14 protein-coding genes are annotated in these 17,222 nt (G+C 59.1%); 6 read left to right on the top strand and 8 right to left on the bottom strand.

From position 1 onward, the window contains the following. Positions 1-63: 63 nt before the first annotated feature. Entirely contained in the window at positions 64-585 is a 522-nt protein-coding gene (locus ACQZ5N_RS17505; RefSeq protein ID WP_003524933.1) for a TIGR00645 family protein, read from the bottom strand. A 358-nt stretch (positions 586-943) separates the two neighbouring features. On the opposite strand from ACQZ5N_RS17505, the gene ACQZ5N_RS17510 reads away from it, so the two are divergent. Beyond that, positions 944-3,184: a TonB-dependent hemoglobin/transferrin/lactoferrin family receptor gene (locus ACQZ5N_RS17510; RefSeq protein ID WP_448733629.1), complete on the top strand. Its 2,241-nt coding sequence runs from the start codon at positions 944-946 to the stop codon at positions 3,182-3,184. 56 nt (positions 3,185-3,240) lie between these two features. Here ACQZ5N_RS17510 and ACQZ5N_RS17515 read toward each other — a convergent pair whose 3' ends face one another. Continuing rightward, on the bottom strand, positions 3,241-4,164 hold the full coding sequence (locus tag ACQZ5N_RS17515) for an extensin family protein (RefSeq protein WP_448733630.1): 924 nt from the start codon (positions 4,162-4,164) through the stop codon (positions 3,241-3,243). Positions 4,165-4,500: 336 nt separating this feature from the next. Here ACQZ5N_RS17515 and ACQZ5N_RS17520 point away from each other — a divergent pair, with 336 nt between their 5' ends. Continuing rightward, positions 4,501-6,690 carry an anthranilate synthase gene (locus ACQZ5N_RS17520; protein WP_196379229.1) on the top strand — a complete coding sequence of 730 codons (2,190 nt, stop codon included), beginning with the start codon at positions 4,501-4,503 and terminating at the stop codon, positions 6,688-6,690. Next, positions 6,687-7,199, top strand: a complete 513-nt coding sequence (locus ACQZ5N_RS17525) for an N-acetyltransferase family protein (RefSeq protein ID WP_448733631.1) — start codon at positions 6,687-6,689, stop codon at positions 7,197-7,199. Before ACQZ5N_RS17520 ends, ACQZ5N_RS17525 begins: the two co-directional genes overlap by 4 nt. On the opposite strand, the gene ACQZ5N_RS17530 is transcribed toward ACQZ5N_RS17525, so the two are convergent. Continuing rightward, entirely contained in the window at positions 7,196-8,140 is a 945-nt protein-coding gene (locus ACQZ5N_RS17530; protein ID WP_304981527.1) for an HD-GYP domain-containing protein, read from the bottom strand. The two genes, ACQZ5N_RS17525 and ACQZ5N_RS17530, sit on opposite strands and share 4 nt — an antisense overlap. A gap of 278 nt (positions 8,141-8,418) precedes the next feature. Between ACQZ5N_RS17530 and ade the strand changes: the two genes are divergently transcribed. After that, the gene (gene ade, locus ACQZ5N_RS17535) at positions 8,419-10,113 is read left to right on the top strand and encodes an adenine deaminase (protein ID WP_448733632.1); all 1,695 of its coding nucleotides are present in this window, start codon (positions 8,419-8,421) and stop codon (positions 10,111-10,113) included. 66 nt (positions 10,114-10,179) lie between these two features. On the opposite strand, the gene ACQZ5N_RS17540 is transcribed toward ade, so the two are convergent. The 3 genes from ACQZ5N_RS17540 to bglA all read right to left on the bottom strand — a co-directional run bounded on the left by ACQZ5N_RS17540 (position 10,180) and on the right by bglA (position 13,157). After that, a complete protein-coding gene (locus ACQZ5N_RS17540; protein WP_448733633.1) occupies positions 10,180-10,731 on the bottom strand; it encodes a hypothetical protein in 552 nt (183 codons plus the stop codon). 306 nt (positions 10,732-11,037) lie between these two features. Further along, positions 11,038-11,496: an aminoglycoside 6'-N-acetyltransferase gene (aac(6'), locus tag ACQZ5N_RS17545; protein ID WP_448733634.1), complete on the bottom strand. Its 459-nt coding sequence runs from the start codon at positions 11,494-11,496 to the stop codon at positions 11,038-11,040. Further along, positions 11,493-13,157 (bottom strand): beta-galactosidase BglA, encoded by a 1,665-nt coding sequence (bglA, locus tag ACQZ5N_RS17550; protein WP_448733635.1) that lies wholly within the window; start codon positions 13,155-13,157, stop codon positions 11,493-11,495. The genes aac(6') and bglA overlap by 4 nt, the downstream gene beginning before the upstream one ends. Before the next feature lie 255 nt (positions 13,158-13,412). Here bglA and ACQZ5N_RS17555 point away from each other — a divergent pair, with 255 nt between their 5' ends. Together ACQZ5N_RS17555 and ACQZ5N_RS17560 are read left to right on the top strand one after the other, a co-directional pair. Beyond that, positions 13,413-14,333, top strand: coding sequence for a sugar kinase (locus ACQZ5N_RS17555; RefSeq protein ID WP_269829572.1), 921 nt, complete (start codon positions 13,413-13,415; stop codon positions 14,331-14,333). Positions 14,334-14,504: 171 nt separating this feature from the next. Further along, positions 14,505-15,554 (top strand): bifunctional monoglucosyl/glucuronosyl diacylglycerol synthase, encoded by a 1,050-nt coding sequence (locus ACQZ5N_RS17560; protein ID WP_269829573.1) that lies wholly within the window; start codon positions 14,505-14,507, stop codon positions 15,552-15,554. Positions 15,555-15,739: 185 nt separating this feature from the next. Here ACQZ5N_RS17560 and ACQZ5N_RS17565 read toward each other — a convergent pair whose 3' ends face one another. Together ACQZ5N_RS17565 and ACQZ5N_RS17570 are read right to left on the bottom strand one after the other, a co-directional pair. Then, on the bottom strand, positions 15,740-16,351 hold the full coding sequence (locus ACQZ5N_RS17565; protein WP_269831381.1) for a hypothetical protein: 612 nt from the start codon (positions 16,349-16,351) through the stop codon (positions 15,740-15,742). Positions 16,352-16,472: 121 nt separating this feature from the next. Further along, positions 16,473-17,081: a DUF2026 family protein gene (locus ACQZ5N_RS17570; protein ID WP_448733636.1), complete on the bottom strand. Its 609-nt coding sequence runs from the start codon at positions 17,079-17,081 to the stop codon at positions 16,473-16,475. Positions 17,082-17,222 lie beyond the last annotated feature (141 nt).

Consider the following 17,222-nt stretch of genomic DNA (forward strand, 5'->3'; position numbering starts at 1 on the left):
GCGTAAAACATGCGGCATGGCCAGAACGGGGTTGCGACCTTCATATCGGCTGGACCATCCTGATCAAAGCACCGGCTTTTCGGATTTGTCCTTCGGCTTGGCCATCAGTTTTTCCAGGAAACCGAGCATGACCGCCGAGACGACAAAAGCCAGATGGATGATGGTGAACCACATCAGCTTGCTGTCCGAATATTGACTGGCGTTGAGGAAGATTTGCAGCAGGTGGATCGACGAGATCGCCACGATCGACGACGCGACCTTGATTTTCAGGCTGCCGGAATCGAGCTTGCCCAGAAAGGAAACCTCGGCATCGGCATCGTCGAAGCGGCTGACGAAGTTCTCGTAACCGGAAATCATCACCATGACGATCAGGCTGGCGACCAGCGCCGCATCGATCAGACCCAGCATGGCGAGGATCATGTCCGCTTCGTCGTAGGTGAAAACGTTCTTCGCAACTTTCAGAAACTTGAGCGCGAAGGAAAATGCATAAACCGCCAGTGCCGCGACGAGCCCGAGATAAAAAACGACGAGTAGCCAGCGGCTGGAGAGGATGATCCGCTCGACGAGCAGTTCAAGAGACTTCATTTCCGTATCCGATTAATAATCTGTTTATTGTTGGGGCATGGTTTGTTTCGCCATGTAAACTGGCTGCGAATATCCTAGCAAGCGGCAATGTCGGGACTTTGACCGTACCGTGGCGTTTTCACACCCCATTCGCCAGTCAGGTTCGAGAGCGGATAAGCGTCATATTTTTGCAACATACTGTTATGCTTTAAAACATGATGCAAAAAGTCATATATAATATGTTGACAGTTATCATCATGTTTTTTAGTCCTCGCTTATCGGCTCGCCCGTAACAATCAAAACAGTTTCAGCCGCGACGGCAAGCGCGGCGTGCTTTCGCACGCCGTGGCCCATTCGCGCGCCTACCTGGGGGTACTTAATGTCCATTTCGCGCACGCATTCCGCGCTGCTTCTGTGCACTGCCATCTCTTTTCTGCCGCTTGCCGGCCCCGCGCGGGCACAGGATGCCGCGGCGCAGGCGGACGGCGCCACCACGCTTGAAAGGATCGTCGTCAAGGGCAAGCGCGTCAAAAGCGCCAATGCCGCCGCCGACACGCCGCTGGCGAGCCAGACCACGGCGGAAGACATCCGCAAGAAGGACATCGGCAGCATCAAGGACCTCGGCAACAGCACGGAGCCGGGCGTCGATTACGTCGATGCCAAGCCCGGCCGGCCCGGCGGCCTGTTCATTCGCGGCCTCGGTGGCGCACGCGTCGTCACTTTGATCGACAATATTCCCGTTCCCTTCTTCGAAAACTTTGCCCGGCAGGGTCAGGCCACCACCACATTGAGCAATACGAATTCGAGCTTCGATTTTTCCTCGCTTTCGACGGTCGATGTGGTGCGCGGCGCAGATTCCAGCCGTATCGGCTCCGGTGCTCTCGGCGGCGCGCTGGTGCTGCGCACGCTCGAGCCGGAAGACCTGATCGGCGAAGGCAGGGACTGGGGCGGCGTGGCCAAGACCACCTATGACAGCGAAGACAGAAGCGTGGGCGGATCGCTCGCCGTCGCCAAGAAGATCGAGAATACCTCGGTCCTGTTCCAGGGTTCCTACAAGCGCGGCAACGAGACGGACAATAAGGGCACGGCCGATGTCTACGGCACGCGCCGTACCAAGCCCAATCCCGCCGACACCTATGAAAGCAACCTGATGTTCAAGATCCGTCAGGATCTTGAAGGCGGTCACCGCATCGGGCTGACAGCCGAGCGTTACTCGGTGAGAAACCGCAGCGACATGAAGACCCTGCAGGGCGTCAGCGTTTCGGGCTCGACCTACCGGATCGGCGACTACCGGGGCTACGAGGATACCGAGCGCGATCGCGTATCGCTCGACTATGAATACGAAGCGCCCTCGACCGACGGCTTCATCGATGCCGCCAATCTTTCGCTCTACTGGACGCGTCTTTCCAAGGAATCCGGCGCCGGTGACCGCCTGACCAACAATTCGCTCTATATTCGCGAAGACAGCATGCGCAACAGCGCATTCGGCATCGTCGGCGGCCTTGAATCCGGCTTCGAGCTTGGCGGTGTGCAGCACACGGTTCGTTTCGGCGGCAACGCCATGACGACCGATTTCAGCCAGGAGCTTTACGCCAACACGGCCGGCGTGACGTCTTCTTCCCAGTCCGACATGCCTGACGTGAGCGGCAAGAGCCTCGGTCTTTATCTCGATGACGAAATCGCCTTCGGCAACGGCTTCCGCCTGACCCCCGGCCTGCGCTTCGATTCCTATGACTACGACCCGGACGGCTCGGTTTCCAGCAATGGCGGCTACAGAACCTTCGGCCTGCCGACAGGCAACAGCGGCTCGCGCTTCTCGCCGAAGCTTCTCGCGACCTATGACGTCACACCGGAACTGCAGCTCTTCGCGCAATGGTCGATGGCCTATCGCGCCCCGACGATCAACGAACTGTACTTGAACTTCTCCAACATCAGCTCCGGTTACGCGGTGGTCGGTAATTCCTCCCTCAACCCCGAGACCAGCAACGGTTTCGAAATCGGCGCGAACTACGCCTCCGGCGACCTCACGGGAAGCCTGACGCTGTTCCACAACAAGTACAAGAACTTCATCGAGCAGTACACGACCTCGACGACGCTCTTCCCCGGCTTCGGCGGCAGGGGCAACGGATCGCTCTTCACCTATCGCAACCGTAACAACGTCGAAATCTCCGGTGTCGAAGCCAAGGTCCGCAAGGACCTCGCAAACGGCTTCTTCGCCCATGCTTCGCTCGCTTACGCCTATGGCAAGGACACCGACACCAACGAATTCATTCGCACGGTCGCGCCCTTCAAGTCCGTTGTCGGCATCGGCTACGAGCAGGACGTCTGGGGCACGGAACTTACCGGTGTCTTCTCCTCCGGCATGCGTGACGACCGGGTGGCCAACACCTTTGACGCCCCCGGCTACGGCGTCTTCAACCTGACCGGCTGGTGGGAACCGGAACAGACCAAGGGCCTGCGCATCCAGGCCGGCATCTACAATCTGTTCGACAGGAAATACTGGAATGCCGTCGGCGTTCGCGACGTGAACCCGAATTCCGTCAGCACCGTCAACCAGCCGGTGGACTTCTATACGGAAGCCGGACGCACCTTCAAAATCTCTCTGACCCAGAAATTCTAAAACCGGGCAGAAACATCATCTCCAGTCGGGGCGGCCTTCGGGTCGCCCCTTTTTTATCAGCGGCAATAGAGATAGCCGCCCTTGCGCTCCAGCACGTCGAGATGCAGGTGATCCTGATGGGTGGCGTCGCTGCCGGGCGAAAGAACCGTGCGGAAGAACAGGCAGGCGGCGGCGGTAATCGTGCGCTGGAAAGCGCCTTCCGGCGTTCCGTCCTCACCGCGCGGCTTCATCACCAGCGGCTCGCCCTTATCGAAGGCGATCGTGGAAATATCGACGGCATTGCCCTTGGCATGTTCGGAAATCTTGCCGTTTTCCGCGCTGTTGCGGTTGCGGCAGATATAGGTCGAGGCATTGGCGATGGCCGTCACCTTTTTCTCCGGCATAGCCAGAGCCGCCGCCGGCAGCATCATCTCCTTTGTCCAGCGGGAAAGCGCGAGCGCGGTTTCGCAGCGCATGGTGCCCGATGGTTCCAGCTTGATGCCGGGCAGAACCACGGAAAGCTCGACAGGCGCTTCGATGCCGCAGCCCTGCTCCGCATCGCGGATCGGTTCAAGCTGCTTGAACTCGGCGCCGATATCCTTCAACGCGCCAAGGCATGCCTGAAGCGTGGCCGGATCTTCCGGCTTCATCGGTTCCTGCGGCTTCTCTTCCGGTTTTGCAGCGTCAACATCCGGTTTCCGTTGTTCGCCCTCCTCTTTGCCCTCACCCACCTTGTCCTCGACGCCCTTCTTGCTGTCATCGGACCCCTTGTCTGCCGGCGTCTTGCCGTCATCCGGTTTCCCCTCTTCCGGGACCTGCGGTTTCGGGGCCGGTTTCGGCGCTTCCGTCGGGCTTTGCGGCGGCTCGTCCGATGGCTTGTCCGCGGGGGTGGCGGATTGCCCCTCACCCGGTTTCGGTTGCGGCACCGGCACCTGCGCCGGCGGTTCAGAGGCGGAAATCAATGCGATGGTGGTTACCAGAAGACACAGGCGATGAAGCATTTTTCGGGGCACTCCTGACCGTTTCGGCAGGAGTGCAACGCCGCGACGGCCCGTAAGGTTCATTCCCTCACCGAAATCCGCTTGCCAAGGCGGATCGTGCGCGCTAACAATTTTCCCATGAACATCGTGTCTAAGAACATTGCTAACTGGTGGTGGGGCAGCTTTTCGCGGCCTTGACCAGTCATGTCTTCAGACAAAGTCCAAGCCGCCCGAATTTTCAGGCGGCTTTTTTGTTATTTTGCCGCCTGTCATCGGGCTTGAACAACAGAAAGCATGCGCGCAAAAGTGCTTGACGGTTTTGCGATAACGACATGCGAAAAAACGAGTACGAAAGAAATGGTAACGATCATTCAGGATGACGGCGCGGAAACCTACGAGACGAAAGGCGGCATCAAGGTCAGCCGAAAGCGTCGGCCCGCCGATTACGCCAGCGCCATCGATAATTATATCGAAAAGCTCGATTCCCATCGCGGCGCGGTTTTTTCGTCCAACTATGAATATCCGGGCCGTTACACCCGCTGGGATACAGCTATTGTCGATCCGCCGCTCGGCATTTCCTGTTTCGGCCGCAAGATGTGGATCGAGGCCTATAATGGCCGTGGCGAAGTGCTGCTTTCCTTCATCACCGAGAAGCTGAAGGCGACGCCCGATCTCACGCTTGGCGCTTCCACCACGCGCCGTCTCGATCTCACCGTCAACGAGCCGGACCGCGTTTTCACCGAGGAAGAACGCTCGAAAATCCCGACCGTCTTCACGGCGCTGCGCGCCATCGTCGACCTCTTTTATTCGAATGCGGATTCGGCCATCGGCCTGTTCGGCGCCTTCGGTTACGATCTCGCCTTCCAGTTCGACGCGATCAAGCTGTCGCTTTCGCGCCCGGAAGACCAGCGCGACATGGTGCTGTTCCTGCCCGACGAAATACTCGTCGTCGACCACTATTCCGCCAAGGCCTGGATCGACCGCTACGATTTCGAAAAGGGCGGCGTGACGACGGACGGCAAGTCCTCCGACATTGCACCCGATCCCTTCAAGACCACCGATACCATCCCGCCCAAGGGCGATCACCGTCCCGGTGAATATTCCGAACTGGTGGTGAAGGCCAAGGAAAGCTTCCGCCGCGGCGATCTGTTCGAGGTCGTTCCCGGCCAGAAATTCATGGAGCGTTGTGAAAGCAATCCGTCGGCGATTTCGCGCCGCCTGAAGGCGATCAATCCCTCCCCCTATTCCTTCTTCATCAATCTCGGCCATCAAGAATATCTGGTCGGCGCGTCGCCGGAAATGTTCGTGCGCGTTTCCGGCCGCCGCATCGAGACCTGCCCGATTTCCGGCACCATCAAGCGCGGCGACGATCCGATTGCCGACAGCGAGCAGATCCTGAAACTGCTCAATTCGAAGAAGGACGAATCCGAACTCACCATGTGCTCGGATGTCGACCGTAACGACAAGAGCCGCGTCTGCGAGCCGGGTTCGGTAAAGGTCATCGGCCGCCGCCAGATCGAGATGTATTCGCGCCTCATCCACACGGTGGACCACATTGAAGGCCGCCTGCGCGATGACATGGACGCCTTTGACGGCTTCCTCAGCCACGCCTGGGCCGTCACCGTCACCGGTGCGCCGAAGCTGTGGGCCATGCGCTTCATCGAAGGCCATGAAAAGAGCCCGCGCGCCTGGTATGGCGGCGCGATCGGCATGGTCGGTTTCAACGGGGACATGAATACGGGGCTCACGCTGCGCACCATCCGCATCAAGGACGGCATTGCCGAGGTGCGTGCGGGTGCGACGCTGCTCAACGATTCCAATCCGCAGGAAGAAGAAGCCGAAACCGAACTGAAGGCCTCCGCCATGATCGCCGCCATTCGCGATGCGAAAGCCACCAACGCCGCTTCCACCAAGCGTGATGCCGCCAAGGTGGGCACCGGTGTCAAGATCCTGCTCGTCGACCACGAAGACAGTTTCGTGCACACACTGGCGAATTATTTCCGCCAGACGGGCGCGACCGTCTCCACCGTCAGAACGCCGGTTGCGGCAGAGGTGTTCGATCGCTTCCAGCCCGATCTCGTCGTGCTCTCTCCCGGACCGGGCAGCCCGACGGATTTCGACTGCAAGGCGACGATCAAGGCCGCCCGCGCCCGCGAATTGCCGATCTTCGGCGTCTGCCTCGGCCTTCAGGCGCTGGCGGAAGCCTATGGCGGCGAACTTCGCCAGCTTGCGGTGCCGATGCATGGCAAGCCATCGCGCATTCGCGTGCTGGAACCGGGTCTCGTCTTCTCCGGTCTGGGCAAGGAAGTGACCGTCGGCCGTTACCACTCGATCTTCGCCGACCCCTCCACCCTTCCGCGTGATTTCATCATCACCGCGGAAAGCGAGGACGGCACGATCATGGGCATCGAACATGCCAAGGAACCGGTGGCCGCCGTTCAGTTCCACCCGGAATCGATCATGACGCTCGGCCAGGACGCCGGCATGCGCATGATCGAAAACGTCGTGGTGCATCTGACCCGCAAGGCGAAGACGAAGGCGGCATGATGGCTGCTGCCGACGCCATCAGCATCGAACCCATCCGGGCGGAGCACGTTGAAAGCTTTCACCGTGCTCTCGATGCGGTATCGCGCGAGCGGAAATATCTGAGCTTCCTGGAGGCGCCGCCGCTCGATTCGGTCCGCGCCTTCGTTCTCGACATGATCGAAAACGACCATCCGCAATTCGTGGCGATTGCGGATGGCAAGGTGGTCGGCTGGTGCGATATTCGCCGCGAGAGCAGGCCCACCCATGCCCATCGCGGCACGCTTGGCATGGGCATCCTGCCGGCCTATCGCGACAAGGGGCTGGGTGGACGGCTGATGCGGCAGACGCTCGATGCCGCCCGTCAATGCGGGCTGCACCGTGTGGAACTGAGCGTGCATGCGGACAATACGAGAGCAATTGCGCTTTATGAAAAGATCGGTTTTGTGCATGAAGGCCGGGGCCGTGATGCCGTTCTGATCGACGGGCGTTACATCGACAGCCTGAACATGGCGATCATCTTCGGCAACTAACCCCTCGGCAGCGAGGCGGAAATGCACAGTGCGAATTTCTTCAGCAGCTGCATGTCGAAATGCCCCTCCCTTCGCAGCATCCAGGTCAGCGCGTCATTCGCCGTCCACGGCTTCTTGTAGGGCCTGACCGAGGTGATGGCGTCATAGACGTCGCAAATCGCCGCGATACGCGCATAGAGGCTGATCTGGCTGCCCGCACGGCCGCTTGGATAACCGCCGCCATCCATCCGCTCATGATGATTGAAGCAGACATCGAGCACCATCTCCGGCATCTGCGCGTTGCGCGACAATATATCCCGGCCGAATGCGGGATGGAGATTGATGATTTCCCGCTCGCTGGCGCTCAACCCTTCCGCCTTGTTAAGGATCGATGAGGGGATTTCCACCTTGCCGATATCATGCAGCAACCCGCTGATACCGAGCAGATTGACCGTTCCCCTGTCGAGCCCGAGATAATTGCCGAAGAGGATCATCAGCCCGCTGACGGAGACCGAGTGCACGAAGGTCGTTTCATCTTTCGATTTCAGGCGGGTGACGCCGATGAAAATCGCCGGGTTCGACTGCACGGCATCGGAAATCTTGCCAGCCGCCGCAGCCATGCCCTTCAGCGAAACAATGCCGCCGTCTTCTGCAGAAGCAAAGGTCTCGGCAATCGTATCGGCGGCCGAGCGTACGGCATGGGTGACGGCGGCGACGGTTTCCGGGCAATTGCCCGGTTGCGGCGAAACCGCCGCGGAACGCGCGCTGCCTTCGGTATCGTATCCCTTGGCCGTGTTGATGACGATGCTTTCGGCGCCGCTTGATTTCAATTGACGCATTAATTCCTCGTGCCGCAAAAGAAAGCGGTGCCGTTTTAAAAATCCCTGGTTCGAAAGCGTTCCTTCGATCGCTTCGATAAACATGCCAATCGTCAGTTGCTGGGTGGAAATTCGTTTGAGCATCAGATGCTTTTATTTTCCTTCCCGGGAATGATAACCTGAAACCGTAATTCGTAAAAATGTCGGCGCGCAACCGGCTAAACTATAAAGGTGAAGTCAAGTCTTCCCAACGCTGCCTAAACTTGCACCTCGGAAGATTAGATAACACAAATATGAAAATTTTTTACTCTGGATATATTTAAAACTCAAAGAATCAATCCGAATAGACCAAGAAACAACCTTAGAATGTAAATAGTGAAAATTCTCGCATACGACGTAAATCAGGAGCCGAAGAGACCCGCATGAATTCCACACTTGAAACGCGCATCGATCAGGGTACGGGCCGTGAACCGGCGGATATGGTTCTCAAGGGCGGACGCTTCTTCGACCTCGTCACCGGAGAACTCGTCGCTTCGGATATCGCCATCTGTGGCGACACCATCGTCGGCACCTGCGAGAACTACAAGGGGCGACAGGAAATCGACATTTCCGGAAAGATCGTCGTTCCGGGTTTCATCGATACGCATCTCCATATCGAATCGTCGCTGGTGACACCGCACGAATTCGACCGCTGCGTTTTGCCCTATGGCGTTACCACCGCCATTTGCGACCCGCACGAGATCGCCAATGTTCTGGGCGTTGAAGGGCTTCAGTTCTTCCTCGACAGCGCCATGGAAACCATCATGGATATCCGGGTGCAGCTCTCCTCCTGCGTGCCCGCCACCCATCTGGAAACCGCCGGCGCCGATCTGCCCATCGAAAAGCTACTGCCGTTCCGGGAGCACCCGAAGGTCATCGGCCTTGCCGAATTCATGAATTTTCCGGGCGTCATCCATAAGGATCCGGTGTGCATGGCGAAGCTCGAGGCGTTTCAGGGCCAGCATATCGACGGGCATGCACCGCTTCTCTCCGGCACGGCGCTGAACGGCTATCTCGCCGCCGGCATCCGCACCGAACATGAATGCACGAGCGCGACTGAGGCGCTGGAGAAAATTCGCAAGGGCATGCATATTCTGGTGCGTGAAGGCTCGGTCTCGAAGGACCTGCACGCCCTGATGCCGATCATCACCGAACGCCTGTCGCCCTATCTGGCCCTCTGCACGGACGATCGCAACCCGCTCGACATCGCCGAGCAGGGCCATCTCGACTATATGATCCGTACCGCAATCGCCAGCGGCGTGGAACCGCTCGCCATCTACCGCGCCGCCTCCATTTCCGCCGCAAAAGCCTTTGGCCTGCGGGATCGCGGCCTTGTCGCACCGGGCTGGCGGGCCGATCTTGTGGTCATCGACAGCCTGCAGAACTGCAAGGCCAGCATGGTGCTTTCCGGCGGCCGGATCGTCGATGACGCCCTTTTTGCCACGCGCAAACCGGTCGCACCCGTCGGCCTCGACAGCGTCAAGGCAAGACCCGTGCTCGCTTCCCATTTCGGCGTGCCGGTTACGGAAGGCGAAAGCCCCGTCATGGGCGTACTTCCCGGCAAGATCATTACCGAGCACCGCCGCTACAGGCTGCCGACGGATGGCAACCAGACCACCGTCGATCTTGCGAACGACATCATCAAGGTCGCCGTCATCGAACGCCACGGCAAGAACGGCAACCATGCCAATGGTTTCGTTCAGGGCTTTGGCCTGAAAAAGGGCGCCATCGCCTCCACCGTCGGCCATGACAGCCACAATATCTGCGTCGTTGGCGTGAGCGAGGACGACATGGCGCTGGCCGCCAACCGGCTCGGCGAAATCAAGGGCGGCTTCGTGGTGGTGGAAGACGGCAGGGTCACGGGCGAGATCGCGCTCCCCGTCGCAGGGCTGATGAGCCTCGAACCCTATGAGACCGTTCGCGATACGCTGCACACGCTTAGAAAAGCAGCCTATGCGCTCGGCACGACGCTGGAAGAACCCTTCCTGCAGGTCGCCTTCCTGCCCCTGCCCGTCATCCCGCATCTGAAGATTTCCGATATGGGTATGGTGGATGTGGACCGGTTTGCGCTGATCTGACGGTGGCTTGCCGACCGGAGGCAGTGGAAAACACTCAATCCGCGTTTTGAGGCCGCGAGAGCGGCCTCATGCTTTCGTCTCCGAAGGCCAGGTGACGTAATAATATTTGCCCGCGACCCGCCCAAAATAGGCGTGTTTTCCCGTCGCCTTGTCGACATAGCTTCCGCTTCCATCCTTGGAAAGCGCGCCGTCTTCGCTGCGCTTCAGCTGCGTGTTGAGGAAATCTACCCAGTTGGTCTTGGCAATGTCAGTGGCTGTCGTCGGCTTGGCGTTTTTCTGGTTCGGATCCCACGCATTAATCGTTTTGCCCTGGGTGGGGTTCGAAACCTGCAAGGCCCCACGCTCGAGAGCACTCATCATCGACCGGGCGCGCAGATATTGCGCCGGATCGTCCCCCGCCAGAGAAAGCTTGGCCCTCAGATTCCGCATGAAGGCGGGCGATGCGATATAATCGGCTGACGAGGTTTTGGGGGCTGGTTTCGGTGTCGATGCGCGGGCCGCCGATTGTCCGGAAAGGAAAACCTCTCGGATGGATGGAGGGGCGGCCTTAGCTTTGGCGCGCGGCGAGGTGGAATTCGCGGTATTGGGCTGATTGAAATTCTTGATTGAAACGGACATGACAATCCCTGCTTCACTTTATGGGTGGAGACCGAAAAATCTGTAGGTTTCAATGATTAATACTGGAAGCTTGCCCAAAGCTCGCTAAAAGATAAGTAAATTTGAAAAAACTACTGTTTAATCGTCATTAATACGATTAAATATAAGTTTTAATCATGAAATAATTAAAATTTAAGATATTATAAAATTCATAAATACTTAAATAGTACTATTCAACGCCCAAGACGCAATCATGGCGCCGCATCTGATCGGCGAAAGGCGGCCGCGAAGACTGACATCATCCGCTGGCCTAACAGTGTCGAGAGGTCATGAACCCAGAGGAAGAGACTTACGGAAATAAACCACCCGCTGCGTTTCCTCAAATCCCAGCGCCGCATGCATGCGGTGTGAATCGACATTGGAAATATCGGCATCGGAAGCAAGCTCGCTCACACCCTTGCTGGTCGCCCAACGGGTTACTTCGGCAATCAATGCAGCCGCAACGCCCTGTTTGCGAAAGGCCTCCTCCACATAAACGCCTTCGAGAAACGCCACGGGCGAGGTGTCGCATCCGTTGACATAATCGTGCCGCAGGCTGGCTTCGGCAAAACCGATGGCCATGCCCGCCGGATCATGGGCAATAAATCCAACCTCATTGTCGGAGACGTCCTGCAATTCCGCCCGGTGTTCGGCGGGTGAAGCATCGGGCCACAAGCGGTGCCGCAGAAGCGACCACTCATCGAGCGATGCTTCGCCAGCCGTCTCGATGGCAAATTGCGCGCTCATGCAACGACCCCGCAAAACACATCCAGCCCCTCGAGCTTCACGATCCCCGCATCGAATAGCGGTGCGAAACCCGGCATCGGCAGTATATCGGTGACCCGCATGGCCTTCGGTATCGGGAATTCCACCGCTTCGCGGGTGAGGTTGAAAACGAAGAGCAGTTTTTCATCGCCCTTCTGGCGCGTGAAGGCCAGCACATCGAGATTGGTCTTGATAAAGTGCATGTCGCCATCGCGCAGCGCGCCATGACCTTTTCGGAAGGACAAAACCGCGCGGTAATGGTTCAGAACCGAGTCCGGCTTGCGCTCCTGCGCATCCACAGCCTGCATGGCATGGACATAGGGCACCGGCAGCCAGGGTTTTTCAGCACTGGAAAAACCGGCATTCGGCTTGCCGGTTTCCCACACCATCGGCGTGCGGCATCCGTCCCGCCCCTTGAAGGCGGGCCAGAAGCGGATGCCGTAGGGATCGCGCAGATCCTCGAAGGCAAGTTCCGCCTCGGTCAGACCCAACTCCTCGCCCTGATAGAGACATATGGAACCGCGCAGGCTGGCGAGAACGCAGATGGCAAGCTTCGCCACCCGCACCTGCTCCTCCGCACTTTCGGAAAAACGGCTGAGGTGGCGCACCACATCGTGGTTGGAAAAGGCCCAGCACACCCAGCCATCCGTCACCACCTTGCCGAAGGTCTCGACCGAGGCGCGCAGATGCTTCGCGCTGAAATCCGGCCCCAGCAGGTCGAAAGTGTAGCACATGTTGAGCTTGTCATTTCCGGACGTATAGGCCGCCACCGTCTTCAGCGACCGCGCCCCGTCTCCCACCTCGCCCACCGTGGCGCGGCCCTCATAGTCGTCGAGCAGCGCGCGAAAACGCTTCAGGAAAGCTACGTTTTCCGGCCGCGTCTTGTCGTAAAGATGGTCCTGCATGCCATAGGGATTGACGTCGGAAGCATCGAGACCGAAACTTTCCTCGTCGAAAAGCGGCGGGTTGTCGCGCAAAAGCTTATCATGGAAATAATGGTTGACGGTATCGAGCCGGAAACCGTCCACCCCACGATCCAGCCAGAAACGCACGGTTTCGAGGAGCGCATCCTGAACCTCGCGATTGTGGAAGTTCAAATCCGGCTGCGAGGCGAGGAAGCTGTGCATATAATATTGCTTGCGCACGCCGTCCCATTCCCAGGCCGGGCCGCCGAACACGGAAAGCCAGTTGGTGGGTGCCGTGCCATCCGGCTTGGGGTTGGCCCAGACATACCAGTCGGCCTTGCTGTTGGTGCGGCTCGCCCGGCTGTCCACGAACCAGGGATGCTGGTCCGACGTGTGCGAGATGACCTGATCGATGATGACCTTCAGCCCCAGCCGGTGCGCCTCGGCCATCAGCGCGTCGAAATCGGCAAGCGTGCCGAACATCGGATCGACATTGCAATAATCGGAAACGTCATACCCCATATCGGCCATGGGCGAGGTGAAGAAGGGCGAGAGCCAGATGCCGTCGACACCGAGCGAAGCGATATAGGGCAGGCGTTTCGTCACCCCGGCAAGATCGCCGTAACCGTCGCCGGTCGTGTCCTGAAACGAACGCGGATAGACCTGATAGATCACCGCTCCCTTCCACCAGTCCGATTGCGCTTGGGGTTTGTGGACCGGGGCATGGGTTAGCGGCATGGGCGATCTCCTGATGGCGGCCGGCGCATGTCTCCCAAAAGTGTGACGCGGTTTTGGGAAAGAGACATGCGCAAAAAAGAGACACGGCGCTTTCGCGATTCGAAGAAAAGCGAAAGCGCCGTGGCACGAGAATATAAAGCTGTCGCGGCCGCGTAAACCGGAACTTCGCACATGCACAAACGGCCACAACCGCCCTTGTCAGCGGCGCGCACTCGTCGTAAGCCGCATGGCTGGAAAAAACGGGAGGATGACGGCGTGGGCGGACGGTTTCTGTCGATTGGCGAATGCATGGTGGAACTGTCGCAGGCCGGCAACGGGCTGCTGCGCAAGGGTTTTGCCGGCGATACGTTCAATACCGCATGGTATGCCCGGGCCTGCCTGCCGGGCGACTGGTCGGTCGATTATTTCACCGCGCTTGGCGACGATCCTCTCTCTGAAGACATGCTCACCTTCATCGCGGAAGCCGGCATCGGCACGGAAAAAATCCGCCGCATCAAGGGTGGCACGCCCGGCCTTTACCTCATCAACCTGAAGGATGGCGAGCGCACCTTCAGCTACTGGCGCAATGCCGCCGCCGCAAGGCAGCTCGCCGCCGATGCGGATTATCTGCGCAGGACGGTGGAAAGCGCCGATGTCGTCTATTTCTCCGGCATCACGCTCGCCATTCTCGCCTCCGCCCATGATGTCGATACGTTCCTCGCCGAACTGCGCCGCGCCAAGGCGGCGGGCAAGCTGGTGGTCTTCGACCCCAACATCCGACCGCGCCTGTGGGCGGATAAGGATACGATGCTTGAGACCGTCTCCAACGGCGCACGCGCCGCAACGCTTGTCATGCCAAGCTTCGATGACGAGGCGAGCCATTTCGGCGATGTCTCCGTGGAAGCGACCATCGACCGCTACCGTTCGCTTGGTGTCGAAAACATCGTCGTGAAGGACGGCGCCAAGGGTGCGACGCTCGATTTCGGCGGCAGTCGCAGTCACGCCCCGGCGGTGAAGGCCGTGGACGTGGTGGATACGACAAGCGCCGGCGACAGCTTCAACGGCGCTTTCCTCGCCCGTTATGTGACCGGCAGTTCGCCGGAGGAAGCGGCCACCTTCGCGGCAAGGGCGGCGGCAACCGTCATCGGCCACCACGGCGCGCTGATCAGCCCCGAACTGCTGCCGCTGGTGGGATAAGGCTCCGCCGCACTGGGAAGCGCCGTGAACAACCGCAAACTTCTGCGCGCAAACCACGCTTCCCCGCCGTCACACACCCTGACATGATCCTGTAACACGCACGCCGCATATACGGGCAGAAGCCGGGCAATGGGGATTCGCCCGCGCGCAGATGAGCAGGATCAGTGTTTCATGACGAGAATCACGATTGTCACAGATGCCTGGCACCCGCAGGTCAACGGCGTGGTTCGCTCCATAGAAAATACCAATACCGAACTCGCGCGGCTCGGCGTCGATGTGCGCATGGTCACGCCGCAGAGTTTTTACAGCATCCCCTGCCCCACCTATCCGGAAATCCGCCTCTCGGTCGCCGGTTATCGCCGTGTGGCGGCGGAGATCGAAAAAAGCCAACCCTCCTTCGTGCATATCGCGACGGAAGGGCCGCTGGGTTTCATGGCGCGGCGCTGGTGCGTGAAGAACCGCATGCGTTTTTCCACCAGCTATCACACCCGCTTTCCCGAATATGTCGCAGCGCGCTTCCCCGTGCCGGAAAGCTGGCTTTACGCCTTCGTGCGCTGGTTCCACAATGGCGGCAACACCTGCATGGTGGCGACGCCGAGCCTTGAGACCGAACTGGAAGCGCGCGGCGTGCGCAACCTGAAGCGCTGGAGCCGCGGCATCGACGCCGAGCTTTTCCATCCCCGCCCGAAAGCAAAACTGCCTTTCGACCTACCGCGCCCGATCTTCATGACGGTGGGACGTGTGGCGGTGGAGAAGAACCTGCCGGAATTTCTGGAACTGGACCTGCCGGGTTCGAAGGTCGTCATCGGCGACGGCCCCGCCCGCCATGAATTGCAGGAGAAATATCCGGACGTTTTGTTCACCGGCGTCAAGACCGGTGAGGAGCTGGCCGATGCCTATGCGCAGGCCGATGTCTTCGTCTTCCCCTCGAAGACCGATACGTTCGGCAACACCATTCTGGAAGCGCTGGCAAGCGGCGTGCCCGTGGCCGCCTTCCCCGTCACCGGACCAATCGACATCCTCGGCGGCAACCCGGCAGCCGGTGCGCTGGACGACAATCTTCACGCTGCCTGTCTCGCGGCGCTTCATTGTTCGCCGCAGGAGGCGCTGGCGCTTTCCAGAAGCTACAGCTGGGAAAAAGCCTCGCGGCAGTTCCTCGACAATGTCATTCACGCGGCGGGAAAATCCCTGCCGCTGCTGTCGCGTTCTCAACTTGCATGAGGCGATCCCCGAGATTCTGTTCGGGAGCGGTGGACGAAACGAAGCGGGAATGCCACAAGGCAATCAGGACGCGACTGCCGTTATCTTTAGAACGGGGTCGGGCTGCTGATTGACGTCAGGCGGCTGCCGCGAGAACACGCTGGCCGTCCTTTTTCCGGATGATACCGCCATTTTCAGATGCCGCTTCAGGATAAGGGAAGAAGCTCTTTCTGCTGGGCTGCGCACCAGTGATTGATCTTCTCGATGATGTCCTTTGCAGCAATCGGCAGAGCGCTGTTGGGTATGACAGCCACCGTCCCGTGGAAAACCAGCACCAGACTGTCCGGCGGCGTGAGTGCGAGGTGGTAGCGCGCCCAGCTCAGCTGCACGGTGTCCAGTCTTGTGACCTGCTTGTAACCCTCGGGTCCTATCTCGACCTCCGTGTGAGGCGAATACATCCGATCATTGGCAATATTCCAATGTGCCAGGACCTCGTAATAGGATTTCATCTCCTTTCTCGAGCCCCGCGCGATAATGAACCATATGGCGAGGGCCACAAACGGTGCGGGTGCAAACACCCAATAACCGACCACCGGCCAGACGCCCGGAAACCACGGCAGGCTTAAGGAATAGATGAAACCGGCAGCAAGTCCCGCAAACGAGGATAGATGCGCTCTGGCCGAGGCAAAATGCCGCTTCCAGGACTTGTCGAAAATCATGCTGTAATTTTCATAGGCCTGATGTTGATAGCCGTGGACATACTCAGGCACATGTTTCGGATCGGGCGTGAAGCTTATTGAAATGGTGTCATCGGCCATAGGAACACGTCACTCCCGTCGCTGTTGAAGCCCAGTCTGCGTAGCAACATTGCCCCTATAAATCAAAAGACCTTTTGCTGACAAAACCTTCGGGATCGACACTGCGCGGCGTAATCTGCCTTCACCACGCTCCGGTGAGCATCTGGCCGGAAAGCGGCACGGTCCGCGCCTTGCCGTCGCGATCCGTTACCGAAAGCGAAGCGGCCATCTGTTTCGGCGACTTGCGGAACCAGTTGGCGGCAACGCTCGCCATATCGCCGATCATCGCCTGCCTGTGCCAGTCGGCAAAGCGCTTGGCCGTGGCTTCGGGTTCGGAGCGATAGAAGAAATCGCCGGATTGTCCGAGATCGTTGATGGATGCCGCCATGGCGGCAAGCGGCCGCTGGAACATTTTCGCCGGCACGGAAAGCCCATCGGCGCCTTCCGAAAATGCCGGCGCCATGAAATCGATGGCCCAGCCATCGGCCTCCACCCAGCAGTGGAAGTTCTCGCCCGCACCCGTCACATAACCGTCTTCGCGGTGATCGGCGAATAGCAGCACGGTTCCACCGAAATTATAGGCCGCAAGCCCGCCCTTCGGCACCGCCTTCACCTTGTAATGCTGCTGCAGGATGAATGCGCCGAAGGTGCTGAAATACATGGAGGCCGAGGCGGGATCGGCATTCTGGCTGATGAGCAGGCTGTTGATGACGCGGTAAATCCGGTGATAGTCGGTCTGCTTGATCAGCATGGTCTTTTACTCTTCAAAACCGTGAAATTGGGACGAGCGGGTGCCCCTTGTTTCTTCTCCCCGAGGGGGAGAAGTCCGCGGCAGCGGGATGAGGGGGCAAGGCCAACGATATGCGGAGAGGTTGCCCCCTCATCTGACCCT

Source organism: Agrobacterium sp. 22-221-1 (genome assembly GCF_053522445.1).

Excerpts from the sequence above, each read along its gene's own strand:
- ACQZ5N_RS17505 (WP_003524933.1), bottom strand. The coding sequence starts at position 585 with ATGAAGTCTCTTGAACTGCTCGTCGAGCGGATCATCCTCTCCAGCCGC.
- ACQZ5N_RS17510 (WP_448733629.1), top strand. The coding sequence starts at position 944 with ATGTCCATTTCGCGCACGCATTCCGCGCTGCTTCTGTGCACTGCCATC.
- ACQZ5N_RS17515 (WP_448733630.1), bottom strand. The coding sequence starts at position 4,164 with ATGCTTCATCGCCTGTGTCTTCTGGTAACCACCATCGCATTGATTTCC.
- ACQZ5N_RS17520 (WP_196379229.1), top strand. The coding sequence starts at position 4,501 with ATGGTAACGATCATTCAGGATGACGGCGCGGAAACCTACGAGACGAAA.
- ACQZ5N_RS17525 (WP_448733631.1), top strand. The coding sequence starts at position 6,687 with ATGATGGCTGCTGCCGACGCCATCAGCATCGAACCCATCCGGGCGGAG.
- ACQZ5N_RS17530 (WP_304981527.1), bottom strand. The coding sequence starts at position 8,140 with ATGCTCAAACGAATTTCCACCCAGCAACTGACGATTGGCATGTTTATC.
- ade (WP_448733632.1), top strand. The coding sequence starts at position 8,419 with ATGAATTCCACACTTGAAACGCGCATCGATCAGGGTACGGGCCGTGAA.
- ACQZ5N_RS17540 (WP_448733633.1), bottom strand. The coding sequence starts at position 10,731 with ATGTCCGTTTCAATCAAGAATTTCAATCAGCCCAATACCGCGAATTCC.
- bglA (WP_448733635.1), bottom strand. The coding sequence starts at position 13,157 with ATGCCGCTAACCCATGCCCCGGTCCACAAACCCCAAGCGCAATCGGAC.
- ACQZ5N_RS17560 (WP_269829573.1), top strand. The coding sequence starts at position 14,505 with ATGACGAGAATCACGATTGTCACAGATGCCTGGCACCCGCAGGTCAAC.
- ACQZ5N_RS17565 (WP_269831381.1), bottom strand. The coding sequence starts at position 16,351 with ATGGCCGATGACACCATTTCAATAAGCTTCACGCCCGATCCGAAACAT.
- ACQZ5N_RS17570 (WP_448733636.1), bottom strand. The coding sequence starts at position 17,081 with ATGCTGATCAAGCAGACCGACTATCACCGGATTTACCGCGTCATCAAC.